The sequence below is a fragment of the Butyrivibrio fibrisolvens genome (assembly GCF_037113525.1).
Taxonomy (GTDB): Bacteria; Bacillota; Clostridia; order Lachnospirales; family Lachnospiraceae; genus Butyrivibrio; species Butyrivibrio fibrisolvens.
The window spans coordinates 222,518-242,710 of the sequence record NZ_CP146964.1 but is presented as its reverse complement, the minus strand read 5'-3'; the positions used below and the strand labels follow the sequence as shown (position 1 = coordinate 242,710).

General features: G+C 38.1%; 19 protein-coding genes. 14 read left to right on the top strand and 5 right to left on the bottom strand.

All coding sequences use genetic code 11. The features are described 5' to 3' along the window. Positions 1-1,200: 1,200 nt before the first annotated feature. Positions 1,201-2,895, bottom strand: a complete 1,695-nt coding sequence (locus tag WAA20_RS20915; RefSeq protein ID WP_073386817.1) for a GGDEF domain-containing protein — start codon at positions 2,893-2,895, stop codon at positions 1,201-1,203. 165 nt (positions 2,896-3,060) lie between these two features. Between WAA20_RS20915 and WAA20_RS20910 the strand changes: the two genes are divergently transcribed. Together WAA20_RS20910 and WAA20_RS20905 are read left to right on the top strand one after the other, a co-directional pair. Next, on the top strand, positions 3,061-3,699 hold the full coding sequence (locus tag WAA20_RS20910) for a bifunctional (p)ppGpp synthetase/guanosine-3',5'-bis(diphosphate) 3'-pyrophosphohydrolase (protein ID WP_073386819.1): 639 nt from the start codon (positions 3,061-3,063) through the stop codon (positions 3,697-3,699). A 274-nt stretch (positions 3,700-3,973) separates the two neighbouring features. Continuing rightward, positions 3,974-4,267, top strand: coding sequence for an HU family DNA-binding protein (locus WAA20_RS20905; protein WP_278246678.1), 294 nt, complete (start codon positions 3,974-3,976; stop codon positions 4,265-4,267). Between the two features lie 105 nt (positions 4,268-4,372). On the opposite strand, the gene WAA20_RS20900 is transcribed toward WAA20_RS20905, so the two are convergent. Further along, entirely contained in the window at positions 4,373-4,525 is a 153-nt protein-coding gene (locus tag WAA20_RS20900) for a hypothetical protein (RefSeq protein ID WP_167562693.1), read from the bottom strand. Positions 4,526-5,098: 573 nt separating this feature from the next. Between WAA20_RS20900 and WAA20_RS20895 the strand changes: the two genes are divergently transcribed. Further along, entirely contained in the window at positions 5,099-5,278 is a 180-nt protein-coding gene (locus WAA20_RS20895) for a hypothetical protein (RefSeq protein WP_073386820.1), read from the top strand. 167 nt (positions 5,279-5,445) lie between these two features. On the opposite strand, the gene WAA20_RS20890 is transcribed toward WAA20_RS20895, so the two are convergent. The 3 genes from WAA20_RS20890 to WAA20_RS20880 all read right to left on the bottom strand — a co-directional run bounded on the left by WAA20_RS20890 (position 5,446) and on the right by WAA20_RS20880 (position 8,500). Continuing rightward, a complete protein-coding gene (locus WAA20_RS20890; protein WP_073386822.1) occupies positions 5,446-7,185 on the bottom strand; it encodes a carbon starvation protein A in 1,740 nt (579 codons plus the stop codon). A gap of 180 nt (positions 7,186-7,365) precedes the next feature. Beyond that, positions 7,366-7,908, bottom strand: coding sequence for a hypothetical protein (locus tag WAA20_RS20885; RefSeq protein ID WP_073386823.1), 543 nt, complete (start codon positions 7,906-7,908; stop codon positions 7,366-7,368). A gap of 253 nt (positions 7,909-8,161) precedes the next feature. Further along, positions 8,162-8,500 (bottom strand): hydrogenase maturation nickel metallochaperone HypA, encoded by a 339-nt coding sequence (locus WAA20_RS20880; protein ID WP_196228807.1) that lies wholly within the window; start codon positions 8,498-8,500, stop codon positions 8,162-8,164. Between the two features lie 357 nt (positions 8,501-8,857). Here WAA20_RS20880 and WAA20_RS20875 point away from each other — a divergent pair, with 357 nt between their 5' ends. The 11 genes from WAA20_RS20875 (at position 8,858) to WAA20_RS20825 (ending at position 20,137) form a co-directional block, all read left to right on the top strand. Next, the gene (locus WAA20_RS20875) at positions 8,858-10,801 is read left to right on the top strand and encodes a proton-conducting transporter membrane subunit (RefSeq protein WP_073386825.1); all 1,944 of its coding nucleotides are present in this window, start codon (positions 8,858-8,860) and stop codon (positions 10,799-10,801) included. Further along, a complete protein-coding gene (locus WAA20_RS20870; protein WP_073386826.1) occupies positions 10,798-11,661 on the top strand; it encodes a complex I subunit 1 family protein in 864 nt (287 codons plus the stop codon). Before WAA20_RS20875 ends, WAA20_RS20870 begins: the two co-directional genes overlap by 4 nt. Positions 11,662-11,681: 20 nt before the next feature. Next, a complete protein-coding gene (gene nuoB / locus WAA20_RS20865) occupies positions 11,682-12,134 on the top strand; it encodes an NADH-quinone oxidoreductase subunit NuoB (protein WP_073386827.1) in 453 nt (150 codons plus the stop codon). Next, positions 12,134-12,706 carry an NADH-quinone oxidoreductase subunit C gene (locus WAA20_RS20860; protein WP_073386829.1) on the top strand — a complete coding sequence of 191 codons (573 nt, stop codon included), beginning with the start codon at positions 12,134-12,136 and terminating at the stop codon, positions 12,704-12,706. Before nuoB ends, WAA20_RS20860 begins: the two co-directional genes overlap by 1 nt. Further along, complete coding sequence (locus tag WAA20_RS20855) at positions 12,706-13,785, top strand: nickel-dependent hydrogenase large subunit (RefSeq protein WP_073386830.1); 1,080 nt, start codon at positions 12,706-12,708, stop codon at positions 13,783-13,785. Before WAA20_RS20860 ends, WAA20_RS20855 begins: the two co-directional genes overlap by 1 nt. A gap of 20 nt (positions 13,786-13,805) precedes the next feature. After that, entirely contained in the window at positions 13,806-14,192 is a 387-nt protein-coding gene (locus WAA20_RS20850; protein ID WP_073386832.1) for a 4Fe-4S dicluster domain-containing protein, read from the top strand. 77 nt (positions 14,193-14,269) lie between these two features. Further along, the gene (locus WAA20_RS20845) at positions 14,270-16,975 is read left to right on the top strand and encodes a carbamoyltransferase HypF (protein WP_073386833.1); all 2,706 of its coding nucleotides are present in this window, start codon (positions 14,270-14,272) and stop codon (positions 16,973-16,975) included. A gap of 183 nt (positions 16,976-17,158) precedes the next feature. Further along, the gene (locus WAA20_RS20840; RefSeq protein ID WP_073386835.1) at positions 17,159-17,371 is read left to right on the top strand and encodes a HypC/HybG/HupF family hydrogenase formation chaperone; all 213 of its coding nucleotides are present in this window, start codon (positions 17,159-17,161) and stop codon (positions 17,369-17,371) included. Between the two features lie 31 nt (positions 17,372-17,402). Continuing rightward, the gene (gene hypD, locus WAA20_RS20835; RefSeq protein WP_073386837.1) at positions 17,403-18,446 is read left to right on the top strand and encodes a hydrogenase formation protein HypD; all 1,044 of its coding nucleotides are present in this window, start codon (positions 17,403-17,405) and stop codon (positions 18,444-18,446) included. 15 nt (positions 18,447-18,461) lie between these two features. After that, entirely contained in the window at positions 18,462-19,457 is a 996-nt protein-coding gene (gene hypE, locus WAA20_RS20830; RefSeq protein WP_073386839.1) for a hydrogenase expression/formation protein HypE, read from the top strand. 101 nt (positions 19,458-19,558) lie between these two features. Then, the gene (locus WAA20_RS20825) at positions 19,559-20,137 is read left to right on the top strand and encodes a rhomboid family intramembrane serine protease (RefSeq protein ID WP_073386841.1); all 579 of its coding nucleotides are present in this window, start codon (positions 19,559-19,561) and stop codon (positions 20,135-20,137) included. The last annotated feature ends 56 nt before the right edge of the window (positions 20,138-20,193 follow it).

Genomic DNA, 20,193 nt, shown 5'->3' with positions numbered 1-20,193 from the left:
AATACCCCCTCTTGATGTCCCGACACCCTTTTTGTCAGAACAAAACCCTATATGTCAGACTTACCAAGTTAGATTATAACACCCATTTTGTCAGAATAACACCCCAAAAGTCAGAAAAAAATAAATATCCCCCAAATTGTCCATAAATTAAATCCGATTCCGCTTAAAGTAGTACCCTAATCTGCCATAATAAGATCAAAATATTAACACCCAGATTGTCCATGATTTAAACTCTATTATGCCAGATATAACACCTTAAATGTCAGATTCTGCCCCTTTTTTGTCCATCATAAGAAAGTAAAAATGCAGTGTTTATACGGCTTCCAGCATTTATTAATTAATAAAATAACTTGTTGTTATTAATCAAATAATAAATAAACAACAACTTTGATGATGACCCAAATAGTCCAGAAGTTCCAAAAAGAAAAACCCAATCAGTCCATAAGTTAATCAAATCAAGTAATATTCTGACATTTAGGGTTGAAAAAGACCCCCTTTTTGTCCATTAAATAAACTTTTGTAATATGTGATCTTAGTAAGTAATTATTTCTAAGCATAGTATAAATAAAAAGCATATTTTTTTAAGCATAATTTGTACCCTAAATGTCAGAAGTTTAGAGAAATATATGAGGAATACAGAATAAAGAATGAGTGTTAAACCCTATTTGACAGAAGTTAGTACTATTAAACATCGATAAATCCAGCAACTAGAGGATTATTTTAAGAAATTGATACTGGTTCTAAGAGCAAGTTAGAAAGGTATAGAATAATAATTATGGACAAATAGGGGGCACCCCAAATGTCCACTAAATAAAACACCCAAAATGTCCATAAGTTTATTCAAATAAGCATATTTACTGGATGGGTTAGGTGTTTTGCTGCACCCATTTTGTCCATAAGTTATAATGTGCACTTCTTATACAACTGTTTATGTACCCTAATTGTCCATAATAAAATACTAACGCACCCTAAATGTCCGTATGTTAGACACCCAAAATGTCCATAAGTTAAATTAGAATGCAGTATTTATGCGGCTTTGATGAAATAGAAATAAATATACCCAAATTGTCCAGAAGTTTATTATGTGGACAATTTGGGTATAGACTGCACAAGTCAAAAATAAGATAACAAAACTATTTAAAAGGACTTTAAACGCACTAACTAAAAGACAAATGACGTTTCGACTTATTGAGTCAATCTCTAATGCCTGAACTTACTGTTTGCAAGTTTCATTTCGTACATTCTGCTATCGGCTAGCTTGTAGACAGAAAAGGTATCATTATCAGGTATTTCACTGCTTCTGGCAATACCGAAGGAAGTATCGATCTTGAAAGGTAACTCGTTAGATTTTTTCTCTTCAAGAGATATCATGTTGGTTATGCAATAAGACACCTTATCAAAATCTGCATCATTTAAAAGGACCATAAATTCATCACCGCCAAAACGGTATATCTGACAAAATGATCCGAAGACTTCGGTCAGAATCTCTGCAAACGTGATAAGTAGTTTGTCGCCAAGATCATGTCCCAAGGAATCATTAACTTGTTTTAAACCATTAAGATCAAGCGATATTATTGCGTATTCCTCTTTGCTCTTTTCATAACCGACGATATCTTTGTCGGCTTTTGCTCTGTTACCAAGCTTTGTCAGGGAATCGGTATAGGCAAGCTTTTCAAATGTTCTTTTCTCAAATTCAACAGCTACTGATTTATAAATTTGTATATTATATCCGACGATCAGTGTAACCATAAAGAAGAAGGTTCCATAAGGAAGAAGAGAACCTAAATCGTATGTATTGGAAACACTAATGAAAGTGAGTATGAAATGTCTTAACATATCAACGATGGATGTAAGGAGAATTATAATGCTTCCGGCTGTAAAAATCTGCTTTGTATCTTTTGACATCGAAGATGGTCTTACTGTAAGTAGTATTATAAATGGAATGATTGGCACACATATAGCAAAGAAAATGTATAGTCCTTCAGATATATGATAAATGTTAGCAAAATGAAGGATTGGCATTATCAAGTTGAAAAGGGCTAATATTGAGGTATTGATGATATAGTATATCCTCATGGGCTTATTGATGAAAGAGTAAAATGTCTTTTGATATAGGAGAAAGCATAATGGGGCTAAATAAAGAGAAAAATACTCGATAAATGTATTGACCAAAAGATTAGGTTGAAGAACCTGGTTGGTGAAAGAGGATGTCAATGTCCATAAGCCTACTGATACTGACAATAGACCAATAAAGATGATTGTGCTCAGGTTTTTAAAATAAATAGTGATACATGTGCCAACAACGATTAAGATCAGGCCAAAAGTAAATAGGAAAACAGATACAAAAAAACGTCCTGTTTGCTGCTTTATATAAAGAGAATATACGTCCTTAGTATCAATTATCTGTATGTTGTTAAGCCTTGAAAAGGCATCATCCTGACTTGGACGAATAACTATATTGATATTTTCTCCGGAACAATCAGTAGGCAGAGTGATGAAATGGAGTCCGCTACCAACCAGTTGCTTTTTGTTATATAAATCTGCCCCGTAAGAATAAACTAGCTTATTGGAAATATAAACATCTATAGCGCTCAGATATATAGGCAGGCTTATGGTAGAAAATTTTGAAATACCTTTAGGAATGGTGTTTTTGATGCTGATAATTGTTTTGTAGGCTTTACACTCAAAATAGTAGTCATTAAGATCTGTGATGTCTGAAACATCATGATCAACAGATATAGTCCAGCCTGAAGTATAATTTAAGGCATCACCTGAAAACAGCCTGTAGTTGAGATTATCAATAAAAACGGCTGCCAGGATGAGAAGTACGGTTGTGATAATAAAAAGAAGATATATTTTTGTGTTTGATAGTATGCGGGATGGTTTCTCGTTCATTATCTGCCTCAAAATTACATGTTGACGAACTGACTTTAAACAAAAACACTCCATTTGCTTTATCGGATAAAAAGTATTAATTATGTAGAAAGTTGACGTAAAAATACTTAAATTGTTATACTTATAGAGCACCGTAGATCCGTTATAGAGGAGATATGTGTTCATATGCAAGTATTAGATAAGATCTTTTCTGAAAACAATATGTACAAGCGCCTTAAGAAGGCTGCAAAAGCAGAGCATCTGGAAAATCTTGACCTGGCTCTTGAATATTCTATTGAAAAGCATCGCGGAGCTATGAGAAAGACCAACAGGTTCAATAAAAAAGCTCAGATCCCTTATATTATTCACCCACTTATGATGGCGTGTCAGGCACATGCACTTGGAATTAAAGAAGATAAAGTTCTTGCTGTAACAATGCTTCATGATATATGTGAAGACTGTGATGTTGAGCCTTCAGAACTTCCTTTTCCACAGGAGATCCGTGACTGCGTAGACAGACTAACAAAGCGTAAGGATCAGTCAATAGAAGAGTATTTTGCCGGTATAGCCAAAGACAGTACGGCTGCTATAGTAAAAGCGCTCGACCGAGTTAATAATGTATCTACCATGTCAAATGCCTTTTCCAGAGAAAAGGTTATAGAATATATAGAAGAAACAGAAAAGTATGTCTATCCGCTTTTGGATGTTATCAAGTACGAGTATCATGATTACAATGATGCTGTATTTATCTTAAAGTATCATTTAAAATCCCTTGTCGAATCAATCAAATGTTTTATTCTTCAAGATGAACTTGAAGACGAATAATGCGTTAAAATGCACCCTATTTGTCCAGAAGTTAAAATATTCATTTAGTAAACATAAGATTTTGATGATAAATGTACTGCTAAAAGTGTCATAAAATCAGTAAAAAAGGATACATAGACCATAAAAATCACTGATTATGAGGATTTGAGAGAAAAAAATTTAAAAAAGTTAGAAAATATCGCATTTTTATGTTGTAAATTACGTAGAATAGCAGTAAAATAAGTTTGTTGGCAGGGTCCAACAGAGTACAGTTCATAAAAAAATAAATCCAAGAGTGGAGGAAAACAAAATGAACAAGAGCGAATTAGTTGATGCAATTGCAAAGGAAACTGGTCTTTCTAAGAAGGACTCCGACGCAGCAGTAAAGGCTTTCGTTGACACAGTAACAAAGGCTCTTAAGAAGAAGGACAAGGTTCAGCTTGTTGGCTTCGGAACATTTGAGACTGTTAAGAGAGCAGCTAGAAATGGTAAGAATCCTCAGACTGGCGCTACAATCAAGATTCCTGCTTCTGTAGCTCCTAAGTTCAAAGCTGGTAAGGCTCTGAAGGATGCAGTTAACAAGAAATAATTAGAAATAATTAACACCACCGGTTCTCCGGTGGTGTTTTTTTGTGCAAAAGACTTATAATCAATAAGTTATCTGACATAAAGATTCTTTTGATTACAGAATGTCTTAAGAATCCAGTTCATTTAGTGCATTAAGTGCATCCTGAAGTGATTCTCTGATCTTGATCCAGTCATTACGATGCATGGGATCAGAAGATTGATTTAAAACTGCCTGGGCTATGAGCTGATCTAAGTGTTTTCGGAAATCATCTTTTTGCATAATAACCTCCATTCGGTGAATAGGGAAATAAGGGTTACTGTTTTATAAAACTAAATTTATCAGAAATAAAATATACTAATAATATACATTCCGAATTTTTCAAATAGTATATGTTTTCGCAACTCTGAATCAGAAATCTGCATTTACTGCGGATTTCGTAAGAAAGTGAATCGGTAGGTAAATAGGCTAGGCACCGAAGGCGTTCTCAATTGGCCTATTTACATGACTTTTGGAACGAAGTGACAAAAAGTCATATATCAGTAAATAATTTTTATATAAATAAGAAAATGATAGTGAAGAATTAAATTACTGAAAGTTCCTTATAGTCTAATTTTATACCAAAATATACAAATAATAAATAATAATATGACGAATAAACGTATGCTATGAACGGATTTCGGTATTTGGAAAAATTTTTTTAAAAAAATTCAAATCAGTACTAAAGTTTTTGCTCAAGGTTGCCGATAACTTTTTTGCACACGCTCCTCTTTGAACATGTTTTATGTGCGTGAGGGGGATTTCCGTTAACATTTTTTATAATGCAGGAATTATATTCCGGAAAAGGAGGCACATATGCAGGCAACCGCAAATCAGTTAAAAGATGCTATTATGATCCATAGAAAGCTTGGCGTATCGCTTCCAAGAAAAATGACTGTTGACGCCTATGGAAAGTGGCTTAGAGCGTACACGCCGGAATATGTTAAGGAAAAGAGCATTGGCGATATCAGGGATCTGTTAAAAGGCATTAGCTGATATATAAAAGATATTTTGATATGCTATAAACCCCTTCAGAAGCTGAAGGGGTTATTATATTGATTTGTTAAAAGTAAATATAAAAAGCTGGAGATCACTTATGTGACCACCAGCTTTTTTGAGTGCGCCATAGACGCTAATATGATCATGTTGTTAAGGAAGAATTATCAAGCAGCCTTCTTATTTTTCTTAGCATCATGCTGAGCTTTCAAAGTCTTGAATGCTGTGTGAGCAAGTACAAGTGAAAGTGAAACAAGAAGAACGGCAATAGCAGCCTGAATTACAGCCCAAACGTCGCCTGTTGCATTAAATGCCTTAACCTTGGCAATGATTGTCTGAACCAGGGAAACAATAGTTACAACAAGCATGAATACCATAGGTACGAAGAACATCTTGTTGTTCTTGCCTGCCTGACCGAGCCATGTGCAAACAGCGATGAGACCAAGAGCTGCAAGGAGCTGGTTAGCTGCACCAAAGAGTGGCCAGATTTTAGTATAGCCTGTAAGACCAAGAGCGACACCAAGAACTACTGTGATAGCTGTTGCAACGATTGGATTACCTACGATACGACCGATACCCTTAGCATCTTTGTAGCTCTGTCCGTTTTCAAGTACGAACTCCTGAAGCATATATCTTGCAAGTCTTGTAGCTGTATCAAGTGATGTAAGACAGAATACTGATACTGCAAGGATAAGCATCTGATACATAACACTTTGTGCACCTTCGCCTGCGAAAGATCCGATCATAGCAGAAAGACCGCCTGCAAATACCTGTGTAGGAGATGCATATGTTCCGTCTGAAGCAGATACCCATACAAAGCCGATAGCGCAAAGTGAGATAACAGCAACAACACACTCGATAAGCATTGAACCAAATGCAACAGGTTTTGCGTCTTTTTCGTTATCAAGCTGCTTAGCAGTTGTTCCGGAAGATACAAGTGAATGGAAACCTGATATAGCACCACATGCGATTGTTACAAAGAGCGCAGGGAACATTGTACCTGTTGTAAATACGCCTGTTCCTTTAAGAGCAGCATCACCAAATGCAGGAACAGAGAAGTTTCCATTACCTGTAACAACAGCTCCGATTACTGCGATAACACCTGCAGCGATCATGAAGTAAAGAAGGAATGAGCTGAGGTAATCACGTGGCTGAAGAAGGATCCAAACAGGTGTAACGGATGCAACAAGGATATATGCACCGATCACGATCATCCATGTGTTATAGGTAAGAGCAATTGGATGGAACTTAAGTCCTACTGCAACAATTGCAACGATACCAAGAACGCCGAAAATAGATGCGATACCGATTGGAGCATTCTTTCTATATACGAAGAAACCGAATACTATTGCAAGAGCAATGAAAAGGAAAGAGATCATTGCTGTTGATTCATTTGCTGCAAGAGTAGCGCCTTCAACTGCTACGCCGGCAGCTGTTGTTGTACCAAATGTGCTGGCAACGATAGAAGCAAATGCTGCTACTACCAAGAGAAGAGTAAGATATCCAAATGTAAGGAAAAGTCTCTTGGACTTCTTGCCCATAGAGTTGTCGATGATCTCACCGATAGACTGGCCCTTATTTCGAAGAGATGCGAACAAAGCTCCGAAATCATGAACTCCGCCAAAGAAAATACCTCCGATGAGTACCCATAAAAGAACCGGAACCCATCCAAATACTGCGGCCTGAATAGGTCCGTTGATAGGGCCTGCACCTGCTATTGAAGAAAAGTGATGTCCCATAAGAACAGGGGTCTTGGCAGGAACATAATCCATACCGTCCTCAAGTTCATGAGCGGGAGTCTTCCTCTTAGGATCAACGCCCCACTGCTTAGCAAGCCATCCGCCGTAGAATACATATCCACATGCAAGAATAGCTATGCTGACAATTAATAATACTGCTGCATTCATAATACTATCTCCTCCTTATGATTTTGATTGAATTGGTATCAGGAAGAAATCATGGACTAACCTGATACTGTATATAAACCAGTCTGCAGTAAGAGTGGTTTAATGAGCTGTTTTTGTTTATGATCTGTTTTGGCCCATCCGGCTATAAGAGCATCTTTATGCAAAAAAGATATGTAGGCCTTAAGAAGCCTTTTTTTCAATGAATCTAAAAACGTCTTCAAACATTTTCTTGAGTCTTCGTCCACTGTAATTGGTATATACTTCTTTGGAATCAAGACATGCACATAGAAAGCCGCCTTCGCTATGGCCCCTGAAATTAAAAAGATAACCTTTATCAAAACGAAACTTTCTTATATTTTTGATGGTTTCTTTGTCTGGAGTGTTTTCAGATATCACAACTATTGTCAGGTATGAGATCATATGATCTTTTTCAGGATATTTCTGGCCTTTTCTTACAAGTTCAGGCTCCATATGATCCTCCATTACTTTATGAAGATGATCTATGTATTCTGTGGTAAGAGTATCTGTCTGACAGAAAAGGACATGCTCATAAGCCCGAATGGACCAGAGATTAGCCTCTTTTTTCAGAACGTATTTTTCTCCTAATGAAAAAAAGTATCCGTATGCCGGATACTTTTCGCCGTAAATGGAATAATCCCTGTAAAGATCAAAAGAACTTGAATATCTTCTTAAGACCTCGTCGAGATATGTATTTGTTCCCATATATGCTCCCTTGCACCCTAACGATTTATAAATTAGAAATATTATGCTTTTAAGAATCTGTTATTCCAAAATATATAATATTTGTGCTATTTCTTTGATTAAATATAATATAGACTTTAGCACTTTGAAGGGCTGGAGTTAATATGGTGAATTTATGCTTTTTTAATAATTGACATTAATTTTGTAATGGGTTTATTGGCAGAAAATGCTTTAGATATAATATTTTAAGGCTGATTAATTGCTGCATGTTAATTTAGTCATTTATAACAATATTTTTGATAAGAAATTCTCTGCCTTTTAGAAGATCACTTCCGCTACCACGGCAGGAAGGGCACAGATATTCGTTGCTTCTGTCTGGATGATATTCACAACTGCAGTTTCTGCATCTAACGAGTACCGGAAGATACTCTATTTGGAGCATAGAACCTTCAAGTATAGTTCCCTGGACAGCTTTAGGATAATAACGTTTTAGATATTCAGGAATAAGGCCTGTCATTTCGCCGACTTGTATAGAGACGGATTCTACAGATTTTGCATTATTGCTAGTAGCAGTATCTATCGCCATTTTGGCAAGGCGCATTATATAACTCATTTCATGCATGATAGTATTCTTTCCGGAGTATGAAAACTCCATATATTAATGAGGTAGGTGCCAAAAGTTCATTTTGACCCTTATGTCATATTAATAATTTATATAAAAATATAAATAGTAATTCGATTAAGTAAAAATAGCTAAAATAATCGAACTAACTTTAGCACATATCATAGAGATTTGCCATATATTTTGTGAAACTTTTAACTAGAATTAGAACGTGTTTCGATGTATATTAGATTGTGGCTTATTGAAAGGCGTAGCTTATGAGACGATTTAGGCATTGGCTCAGCCGATCTGTACTCATATTCTTGCGCTTTTTTTATGCAATCATAATACCAGGAGGAGTTTACAAATATGTGGGAAATACCATTTCTTATTTGCTTTCCGCTTATTATCTCTGTTTTCATGTATTGTATCAGAATTAATAAGATAAGAAATGCAATCGCCTATGTAAGTGCCGTCATCATAATGATCACGGTAGGGATTCTTGTTGTTCAATGGGGGCTTTCTGGATTTGAACCGCAGGAATTTTATGTTCAGACCAGGGATGTTGACAAGCTGATTTTTACTGCTGATCTGGTTCTCATGTGCGTTGCTACTTTTCTTAGTTTTAAGTACAAGCGTCCATGGATCAGTCTTATGTCAATAATTCCGACATTTGCAATCATATGGCTTGAGTTTTTCGGGCCGAAGTTTGATGTAGATGGAATCGCGCATATCCGCGTAGATCATCTATCAATCCTTATGTGTATAATCATCGGAATCATAGGTTCACTCATCATTATCTATGCTGTTGGATATATGCATGGTTATCAGCATTATCACACGAATATTCCGGACAGAAGATACTATTTCTTTATGATACTGTTTATTTTCGTGGGAGCTATGTTTGGATTTGTTTTATCACAAAGCCTTATGTGGATCGAAATGTTCTGGGAGACAACAAGTATATGTTCTTTCCTTCTTATTGGATATACTCAGGAAGAGGAAGCTATATTCAATTCCTTCAGAGCATTGTGGATCAACCTTTTGGGCGGATGTGCTCTTACAGTAGGAATTTTGTATTTTGCCATTGAAGAGCATACTGTATCTCTTAAGGCTATGGTAGAGCTTGCTCAGGTACACGGAGATTCATATTCTAAGGCTGCAATCATAGGTGTTGCTCTTATTGCGTTTGCAGCTCTTACTAAGGCAGCTCAGCTTCCATTTTCAAAATGGCTTTTGGGAGCCATGGTCGCACCTACACCTTCATCTGCACTTCTTCACTCAGCAACAATGGTTAAAGCCGGAATTTATGTCCTTTTCCGTCTTGCACCTGCAATGTCAGGTACACTGACAGGAACAATGATCTCTTTTATTGGTGGTTTTACATTCCTTTCAGCTTCCATAATGGCTATAGCTCAGAGCGATGGTAAGAAGGTTCTTGCCATGTCTACTATATCTAACCTTGGACTAATGGTTGCATGTGCCGGAGTTGGTAGACCTGAGACAATTTGGGCAGGATGTTTCCTTATGATATTCCACGCAATTTCAAAATCACTCCTTTTCCAGGATATAGGTGCTACAGAGAACTCTCTCCACAGCCGTGATGTTGAAAATATGCATGGTCTTTTATACAGACTTCCTGTACTAGCTGTATTTATGTTTATTGGAATCTGTGGAATGTTCCTTGCTCCTTTTGGAATGCTCATTTCTAAGTGGGCAGCTCTTAAGGCATCAGTTGATGAAAGAAATATCATGCTGGTATTCTTCATCTGCTTTGGTTCAGCTACAACATCTTTCTACTGGACCAAATGGCTTGGTAAGCTTATAGCTCATACTAATAAGCCTGTAGTAAGGGATATTACAAAGCGTAATGAGATGATCTCTCTTACGATACATGCGATACTTATGATCGCCCTTTGCGTGCTGTTCCCGCTGCTGTCTTCAACATATGTGGATCCGCTTCTTGTTGAGATGTTTGGCGAGTCTAAGCAGGTTATCGGCAATAATGTTTTATATATACTTATTATATTAATATGCTTCTTCTTTGCAGTTCCTATTCTTGCATTTATCCATAACAAGAAACTGCAGGCTAATCAGAAGCTGTCATATATGAACGGTATTAATACAGGTAAAAATGATGCGTTCGTTGGCTTTATGGGTGAAGATAAGGAGCTTGTCCTTTCTAACCTTTATTTTAAGAATGTATGCGGTCAGCGTAAGCTTATGATTCCAAGTATGGCTATTACAGCGGCAGTACTTATTATTATGCTCAGTATGATCATATCCCAGACACTCGGAGGTACAATCTTATGACAAAAATGATACTTATTCTTTGTTACATAGTATTGGCTCCGCTTATTGGTTCAATCCTTGAAGGCTTTGACCGTAAGATCTCTGCCAGAATGCAAAGACGTGTGGGACCTCCGATAAGACAGCCACTGTTTGATGTTATCAAGCTTTTTAAGAAGCAGGTTATCGTAGTTGACAGATCTCAGTCATTCCTTATTCTGTCATACCTTCTTCTTACTATAATGACAGGATGTATGTTCTATGCTGGAGTTGATCTTCTTATGATCTTCTTCGTTCTGTCTTCAGCTGCTGTATTTGTATATTTTGCAGCAACAGTTACAGGATCTCCTATGAGTACTATGGGTGGTCTACGTGAACTGGTTCAGGATATGGCATATGAACCAGCTGTGCTTCTTGCAGCTGTAGGTTTTTATCTTACAACAGGATCTTTCGAGATCGATGAGATCATAAACCAGGATACAAGCGCTATTATCAAGATGCCGGGATTTTTTGTAGCTTATGTATTTATTCTTACTATTAAGATGCGTAAATCTCCTTTTGACAGCGCTCAGTCTCATCATCCTCACCAGGAGCTTGTAAAGGGTCTTACAACTGAGATGGGAGCTAAGAACCTTGCCTATTTCCAGATCACAGAGTGGTATGAGACAATGCTCATGCTTTCTGTAGAAGCTCTTTTCATTATCAATAAGAATCCATGGAGCTATCTTGCAGCTGTACTTGTGATACTTGCTACTTATTTCCTGGAGATTCTTATAGACAATACTTCAGCACGTATGAAGTGGAAGGACATGCTGAAACTTAGCTGGTTCATAACACTTCTGGCAGGCGGCGTTAACCTGATGGTTCTGATGCTGATCGGCTGATGTGAGAAAGGATGATTAAGATGAATGTAAAAAGATCCCCCTGGCTCCTCCATTATGATGGATCGAGCTGTAATGGATGTGATATAGAAGTTCTCGCAGCGCTGACACCCGTATATGATGCGGAAAGACTTGGCGTTGTGAATACAGGTGACCCTATGCAGGCAGATATTTTCCTTATTACAGGAGGTATTAATGCACAGAATGCACCTGTTGTTAAGCAGCTCTACGATCAGATGCCTCGTCCGAAGGTTGTTGTAGCAGTTGGCGTATGTGCTTGTACTGGTGGTATCTTCAAGGAGACATACAATGTTTTAGGCGGAGCTGATACTGTTATTCCTGTAGATATCTATGTTCCGGGATGTGCTGCAAGACCACAGTCTATCATCGATGGTATCGTTCAGGCTGTAGCTCTTTTCCAGCAGCGTTCGGATGAACATGATGCACTTGTTAAGAGCCAGAAAGGAGCTAACTAATGAGCAATGTTATGAATCCAGAACAGATTCATGAGATTATCCCTGTAGATAAGCTCCTGTTCGAGGTTATGAAGAAAAAAGAGGCAGGTCTTCGTCTGTCACAGATCTGCGTTGCATATGTAAATGAGAAGTATGAGCTTAGCTATACTTTTGCTGATGATGAGACTTATCAGTATTCTCTGCTTCGCGTTGTAATCGAGGTATTCGAGCAGGTACCAAGTATTTGTAAGGTATATCCATACGCGGTTTTCTATGAAAATGAGATGGCTGAACTTTTTGATGTAAATATCGAAATGATAGATGTTGACTATCATGGAAAGTTCTACCGTATCGAGAAAGAAGCTCCTATGCTTCCAGCTGGTGCTCTTGAGAAGAAGGCTCAGGCTGAAGAAGATGAGAAAAAGCGCATAGAAGAAGAGAAGCGGGCTGCAGAGGAAGCTGCAAGAAAGGCTGAAGAAGAGGCAAGAGCTGCTGAAGAAGCTAAAGCAAAGGCAATCGCTGAAGCCAAGGCTAAAGCACTGGCTGCCAAAGCCGCAGCTGCAGCTAATAATAATGAAGGAGGTCAGAACTAATGGGTAAGAAGAGTGTAGTTCCATTTGGCCCCCAGCATCCGGTTCTTCCGGAACCGCTGCATCTTGATCTTGTTATCGAAGATGAGGTGGTTGAAGAGGCTATTCCTAGTATAGGTTTTATTCATAGAGGTCTTGAAGGACTTGCTGAGAAGAGAGACTTCAATGAGATGATGTATATAGCAGAGCGTACCTGTGGTATCTGCTCATTTGGACATGGACTTGGATATGTTGAAGCTGTTGAGCATATCATGAATGTTCAGGTTCCGGACAGAGCAAGATATCTTCGTACGATCTGGTCTGAGCTTGAAAGACTTCATTCACATCTTTTGTGGCTTGGTCTTGCAGCTGACGCATTTGGATTCGAATCTCTTTTCTATGAAGCATGGAGAATCCGTGAGAAGGTTCTTGATATTCATGAGATGACATGTGGCGGACGTCTTATTTTCTCTGTTAATAAGGTTGGTGGCGTTCTTCGCGATATAAATGCTGATCAGCAGAAGTTCATACTTGATCAGATGAATGTTCTGGAAAAAGAGATAAAGAATATTGCTAAGGTATTCTTGGAAGATTACTCAGTTCAGTCTAGATCAAAGGGTATTGGAATTCTTACAACCCAGCAGGCACATGAACTCGGAGCTGTAGGTCCATTTGCAAGAGCGTGCGGAATAAAGAATGATATCCGTCTTACAGGTTACTGTGCTTACGGTGAACTTGATATTGAACCTATTGTATCAAATGATTGTGACTGTTATGCAAGACTTGAAGTACGTATAAAAGAGCTGTTCCAGAGTATTGATCTTGTTCGTCAGGCATTTGCAAAGATTCCTGCAGGAGAGCTTGAGACTAAGGTTGCAGGATTCCCTAAGGGCGAATATTTCATGAGAATAGAGCAGCCGAGAGGAGAGGCAATTTATTATGTTAAAGGTAATGGTACAAAAATTCTTGATCGTATGAGAATCCGTACCCCCACCTTTGCTAATATTGCACCACTTTGCGAGATGCTCAAGGGGGCTGATTATTCAGACGTAGGTCCTCTTGTTGTAAGTATCGATCCTTGTATTTCATGTACAGAACGCTGATTGAAGGAGGAAAAAACATCATGAGTTTAATGACTTTTAAGAAAACGATGCTTAGTAACCTCTTCAAAAAGCCGGTTACTACAAAGTATCCATTTGAGCCTGCGGTTTATCCTGAGGGTAGCCGTGGTCACATTGAAATTGAGATTGATAAATGTATATCCTGTACACTGTGTGCTATAAACTGCCCATCAGGAGCTATCAAGGTTGACAGAACAGCACGTACATGGGAGATCAACAGATTTGACTGTATACAGTGCGGATACTGCACTCAGAAGTGTCCTAAGAAGTGTCTGCATATGGAAAAGGGTTATCAGACACCTGGAAGTGAAAAGTTTGTTGCACATTATGATCGTCCACCGGAACCGGAAAAGCCGGCAGCTCCGGTACAGCCTGGTGCAGAGAAATAATTTATACATTTTATTTGGGGAATGGCTAATGCCATTCCCCATGATTTTTTGAAGTTTTTATAGAGATTATGGTAAATATGAATAGGTATGTGCGTATTACAATAAAAGGACTTGTCCAGGGAATAGGATTCAGGCCTTTTGTGGCAGAATGTGCTGAAGAACTAAATATTGGCGGAATTGTAAGAAATTCCGGTGGTATTGTTATTATCTATGCGTGTGCAGATGATGATAGCCTTAATAAGTTTACCTGTAATATCGAAAGTTATCCGCCGTATGGTGCGGTTATAAATAGTATTTCTTCTGAAGAGATTTCTAAAGAAGTATTTGATGAGGAATGTGCAGGCTACATTGAGATAGGCGTTAGGGCGCAGTTTAAGATAGTGGATAGCAGAAGCCATAAAGATAAGGTCAGGCTTCTTCCGCCGGATCTTCCTGTATGCGATAGATGTGTAGAAGAACTGCTTGATATAAATAACAATCGTTATAGATATCCCTTTATAAGCTGTACGTCTTGCGGACCCAGGTTCTCAATAATGCATACAGTTCCATATGATAGAGACACTACAACAATGGACATGTTTGAAATGTGTCCGGATTGTTTTAATGAATATACAAAGAGGGGCGATGTCAGACGACATGCTCAGACGATTTCATGTCACAAATGTGGTCCACAGCTTAAATTCGAAGATGTCGATATGGATCATAAGGGTGACTTGTTTAGTCATACGATTAGTGTAGAAGAAAAACATTCTTCTAATCAAGAAAAAAACATTAGTAGCAAAAAAAGTATAGATAATAACAATAATCATGTTAGTAAAGTGAATTATACAAATGAAATAGCTTTGCAAAAGGCCGTAAAATGCATAAATGAAGGAAAAATTGGTGCGGTACTTGATATTGGCGGATTTCATTTTGTTTTTTCTCCATATATGTGCGAACCTGCAAGAAGGCTTAGAGCATGGAAAAATCGAGAATCAAAGCCATTTGCTGTAATGTTTTCGGATATTGATTCTATAAAGAAATACTGTGAGGTGTCTGAAAAAGAGGAGGAGATCTTAAGATCAAATCCAAGACCGATAGTTTTATTAGATATAAAGGATGTGCCTGATGAAGACCTGCCTTTTGCGAAAGAAGTGCTTGCAGGAAGTGATAGGATAGGAGCTATGCTTCCATGTAGTCCGCTTCAGTTTCTTTTGCTAAAAGAGACTGGGCCACTTGTTATGACAAGCGGTAACAGAGGCGGCGAGCCAATTGTTACAGATCCAGGAGTCATGAAGGAATATCTTGGAACTGGTGGGCCGGATTTTATGTTGTCGCATGAAAGGAAGATCCTCACACCACTTGATGATTCTATATATCAGGTTAACGGAGATGTTGTTCAGATCATTAGAAGGGCAAGGGGGCTTGTTCCGTGGCCTGTTGATCTTCCTTTTGAACTTAAGGAAGAGACGTTTGCTGCAGGAGGAGACCTCAAGGCTGTTTTTGCTCTGGGTAAAGCTGATAAGGCATATCTTTCGGCTCATTTTAGTGATCTTGATGACCTTGAAGCTGCCAACGCAAGGGACAAGGCGGTTAGTCATATGCAAGATCTTCTGGATATAAAGCCTGAAAGATACGTTTGCGATAAACATCCGGGATATATTTCTGTAAAAAAGGCTGAGAATATGGCCGGTGGTAGCAGCAATGTATTGCAGGTTCAGCACCATCTATCTCATGTAATGGCGGCAGTTTGTGAGCATGATATAAAGGGTACTTTTGTTGGAATAGCTTATGATGGTACTGGTTATGGTGACGATGGAAGCATCTGGGGAAGCGAATTCTTTTTATGCAATATAGAAGATGCTCAAAATGGCGGTCTTGAAGATGGTGATCTTAAAAACCGCAGGAATGTTAGCGTTAAGCACATGGGAAGCCTATTACCTGTGAAGATGACTGGCGGAGATGAAAGCTCAAAAGATGCAGCTAAGACACTTTTTTGTTATCTTCATGAAGCAGAGGGCAGAGGATATATAGACAAAAAAGATATAGAATTAGTATTTGGGCGCGTTAAAGATACTTTTAAAGATGATCAGATTCCGGATATCAGATTATTAGAAGCAGCGCTGGATCATGACATTAATACGATACGTTCATCGTCCATGGGACGCCTGTTTGACGCGGTTTCAGCACTTCTTGGTATTTGTTGTTATAATACCTATGAAGGTGAGTGCCCTGCAAAACTTGAAATTTGTGCTAGAAAGGCACATAATTTAGCGAAGTCTGAACTTAAAGCTGCGAATACAAATAATCTAGTGAAGGTTAACACAAGCGTGGTGAAAGCCAATGAGCTGACTAAAATAGAACCAGATGCTGTAATAATCAGTGATTTATTGAATCTTGAGATAAAGATCATCAAGAATGATGATTTTTATTATCTTGATGGGTCAAGGCTTATAGCTGATATGTGCAGGTTGATAGCCTCGGGCGAAGATAAAGAAGTGCTTGCACTTTCTTTTCACAAGGCATTATCAGATGTGACAGTGAAGCTTGCTGAAAGGATAATAAAGAATTCTGCTTCTGAAAAAGAGCTTTCCGGAAATATGGAAGTAGGCGATTTGGGCCAAATAAAGCTTGCTATTAGCGGCGGAAGCTTTTTGAATCGTATTTTAAATACTGATATTCAGACTATTTGCAAACGAAAAGGATACGAGCTTTATCAAAACAGTATTGTACCTCCGGGAGATGGAGGTATAGCGCTTGGGCAGCTCTATTTATCACAATGCGTCGTGAGAAATAACGTATAAAGTGCAGTTATAATGTAGAAATAGTGAAATTATAATAATGACGATATTACATAGTTATAAGAAAGATATTATAAAGTAAAAAGGAAACTGTGCCAATAAAGGTGGGCAGTTGATTAATAATAATATATTAGTAATTAGTAAATATAAATAAAAAGTAATTAGTAGTAATAAGGAAATAACGATATGTGTGTAGCATTACCGGGAACAGTAATAGAAATAAAAGATAAAAATGCCATAGTGGATTTCAATGGTAATACTGTAAATGCAAGAATGGGACTTGTAGATGTAAAGAAAGGTGACAGGGTTTTGGTTCATGCGGGATGCATAATACAGAAAGTATCTCAGTCTGAAGCTGAAGAGATTGAGAAGCTTTTTGGCGAACTTGAAGCATTTTAATAGAAATTATCTAGGGAGAAAATATCCGATCATGGATTTAAACAAAGTCATTGAATATTTGGGCACTTATGACGGCCCTGAAATGAATATTATGGAAGTATGCGGAAGTCATACAGGAGCTATTGCCAAAAATGGAATTCCGGGACTTCTTTCCCCTAAAATACATTTAATATCAGGACCTGGATGCCCTGTATGCGTTACGCCGTCTTCATATGTTGATCGCCTTCTTGATCTAGCAATGAATCCGGATACCTGCATTGTCACATTTGGTGATCTTATCAGAGTTCCTGGACAAAAAGGGAGCTTATCTCAGATAAAAGGTCAGGGCGCCAGAGTTGAGATGGTCTATAGCCCTTTGGATATAGTTGATATTGCAAAAAAAGAGCCTGATACAACTTTTATCTTTGCTGCTGTTGGTTTTGAAACAACTATGCCGGTATATGCACTTTTGATGCAGACTATAGTTGAAGAGAGTTTAGAAAATATAAAACTGTTGACTGCTCTTAAGACTATGCCTGAAGTCATAGAATGGCTGTGCGATAGCGGAGCTCCTATAAACGGATTCATAGCGCCTGGTCACGTGTCTGTTATAACAGGTTCGCACTGTTTTGAAAAGACCGCTTCTAAATACAATATACCTTTTGGAGTTGCAGGTTTTTCAGGAGAGCAGATCTTAATCGCACTGTACGGAATTGTTAATTCTTATGGTCAGGGAAAGGTCATGAACTTCTATCCTTCAGTTGTTAATGAAGATGGTAATAAAAAGGCAAGAGACCTTATAAACACATTTTTTGAAAAAAGTTCTGCAGCATGGCGCGGAATGGGAATTGTTGAAGGGTCCGGAATGGTTTTAAAAAAAGAATATTCCAGATTTGATGCAGGCAGCTATGATCTAACAGATGATCATAAAATCAATGCAGCTTGCAGCTGCGATCAGGTTCTTATGGGCAAAAAGAAGCCTTATGAGTGCCCGCTTTATGGCAAGGTTTGTACGCCTATGACACCGCAGGGCGCCTGCATGGTGTCTACAGAGGGCGGATGCTTTACATATTATTCGAATAATAGACGTGGTTAACGGAAAGGAAAATAAATGAAGCAGGATATAATCACAATGGTTCATGGTAGTGGGGGTAGCGCTACTTCAGAACTTATACATGAAATATTTGCGAGTGAATTTAAAAATGACACTCTCGATCAGATGGAAGATAGTGCAGTTGTAGAGGGATCTGCGAGGATAGCAGTTACAACTGACAGCTTTGTCGTTACTCCTCCTGAGTTTAAAGGCGGAGACATTGGAAGACTTTGCATATGTGGAACGGTCAATGATCTTCTTATGAGAGGAGCTGTACCAAAGTATATTACATGTGGCTTTATTCTTGAAGAAGGTGTTAAGATTGATCTGCTAAAAAGAGTAGTTCATTCTATGGCAGAGACTGCAAAAGAAGCAGGAGTACAGATTGTAGCGGGTGATACCAAGGTGGTCAATGGATCTGGAGAGCTTTATATTAATACTGCAGGAGTCGGAATAGTACCGGATGGAGTTGATATAAAGGCTTCAAATGCATGTGACGGAGACGTCATAATAGTGTCAGGCACCATGGGAGACCACCATGCAGCTATTTTATCTGAAAGAATGGAAATTGACACCAATGTCACCAGTGATAATGCTCCTTTGGTAGATATGGTTGAGAATCTTTTGTCTAATAATATAAGAGTTAGGACATTGCGAGATATTACAAGAGGAGGACTTGGAACAGTTTTAAAAGAACTGGCAGAGGCTTCCGGTAAGACGTTCTATATTGAGGATGAAGCTATACCTGTAAAGCAGGTAGTTAAGGACTTTTGTGGACTTCTGGGTCTTGATCCCATATATATGGGGAACGAGGGAAAACTTGTTGCTATAGTAGATAGAGAAGATGCAGACAAGGCACTTAAGATAATTCAAGGTAGCAAATACGGGGAAGATGCTGCTATTATTGGAGAAGTTAAATCTGAAAATGCCGGTGAAGTTATCTTAAAGACCAGGATCGGAGGAAAGCGCTCTATTGATATCCTTCAGGGTGAGGGGCTACCAAGGATTTGTTAAGTTAACGAGTCAGCATACTAGAATTTGCATTTACATAAGATTTATGGTCTTATATATATATCTTAGGAAGGGGAGGCTGCTTAAGCCAGAAGACATTAACGATGAAAAGACGACTAACAATTTCTTTTAATGCACCAGTGACTTTATGGCTTGTAGCAATATGTTTTGTAGCTACACTTGCTGGGATTCTTACAGGGGGAACTATTACCCAGCTTTTATTTATGACTTACCATTCATCACTTACAGATCCACTTACATATGTTAGATTCATAACATATATCTTTGGGCATGCGGGATGGAGCCATTTTATTGGCAATGCTTCGTACCTTTTACTTCTTGGACCAATGCTTGAGGAGAAGAACGGCGGCAAAGTAATGATCGAAGTTATATTAATAACGGCTGTTATCACATCCCTTATCAATTACATTATCTTCCCAAACGTTGGACTATGCGGTGCAAGTGGTGTGGTATTTGCATTTATCATGCTGTCTTCATTTACCGGTTTTAAAGAGGGAGAAATTCCACTTACATTTATACTGGTGGCTGTTATCTACATCGGTCAGCAGATTTATGATGGTTTGTTTGTTGCAGATAATGTATCTAATATGGCGCACATTATTGGAGGAGTTATCGGTGCGTTCATGGGATATATACTCAACAAGGGTACAAGAAAATATTAAAAACTAAATGAGTCTTTTTTGTTATTTCCATGTGACTAGTTGTTTTTGCTTAATAT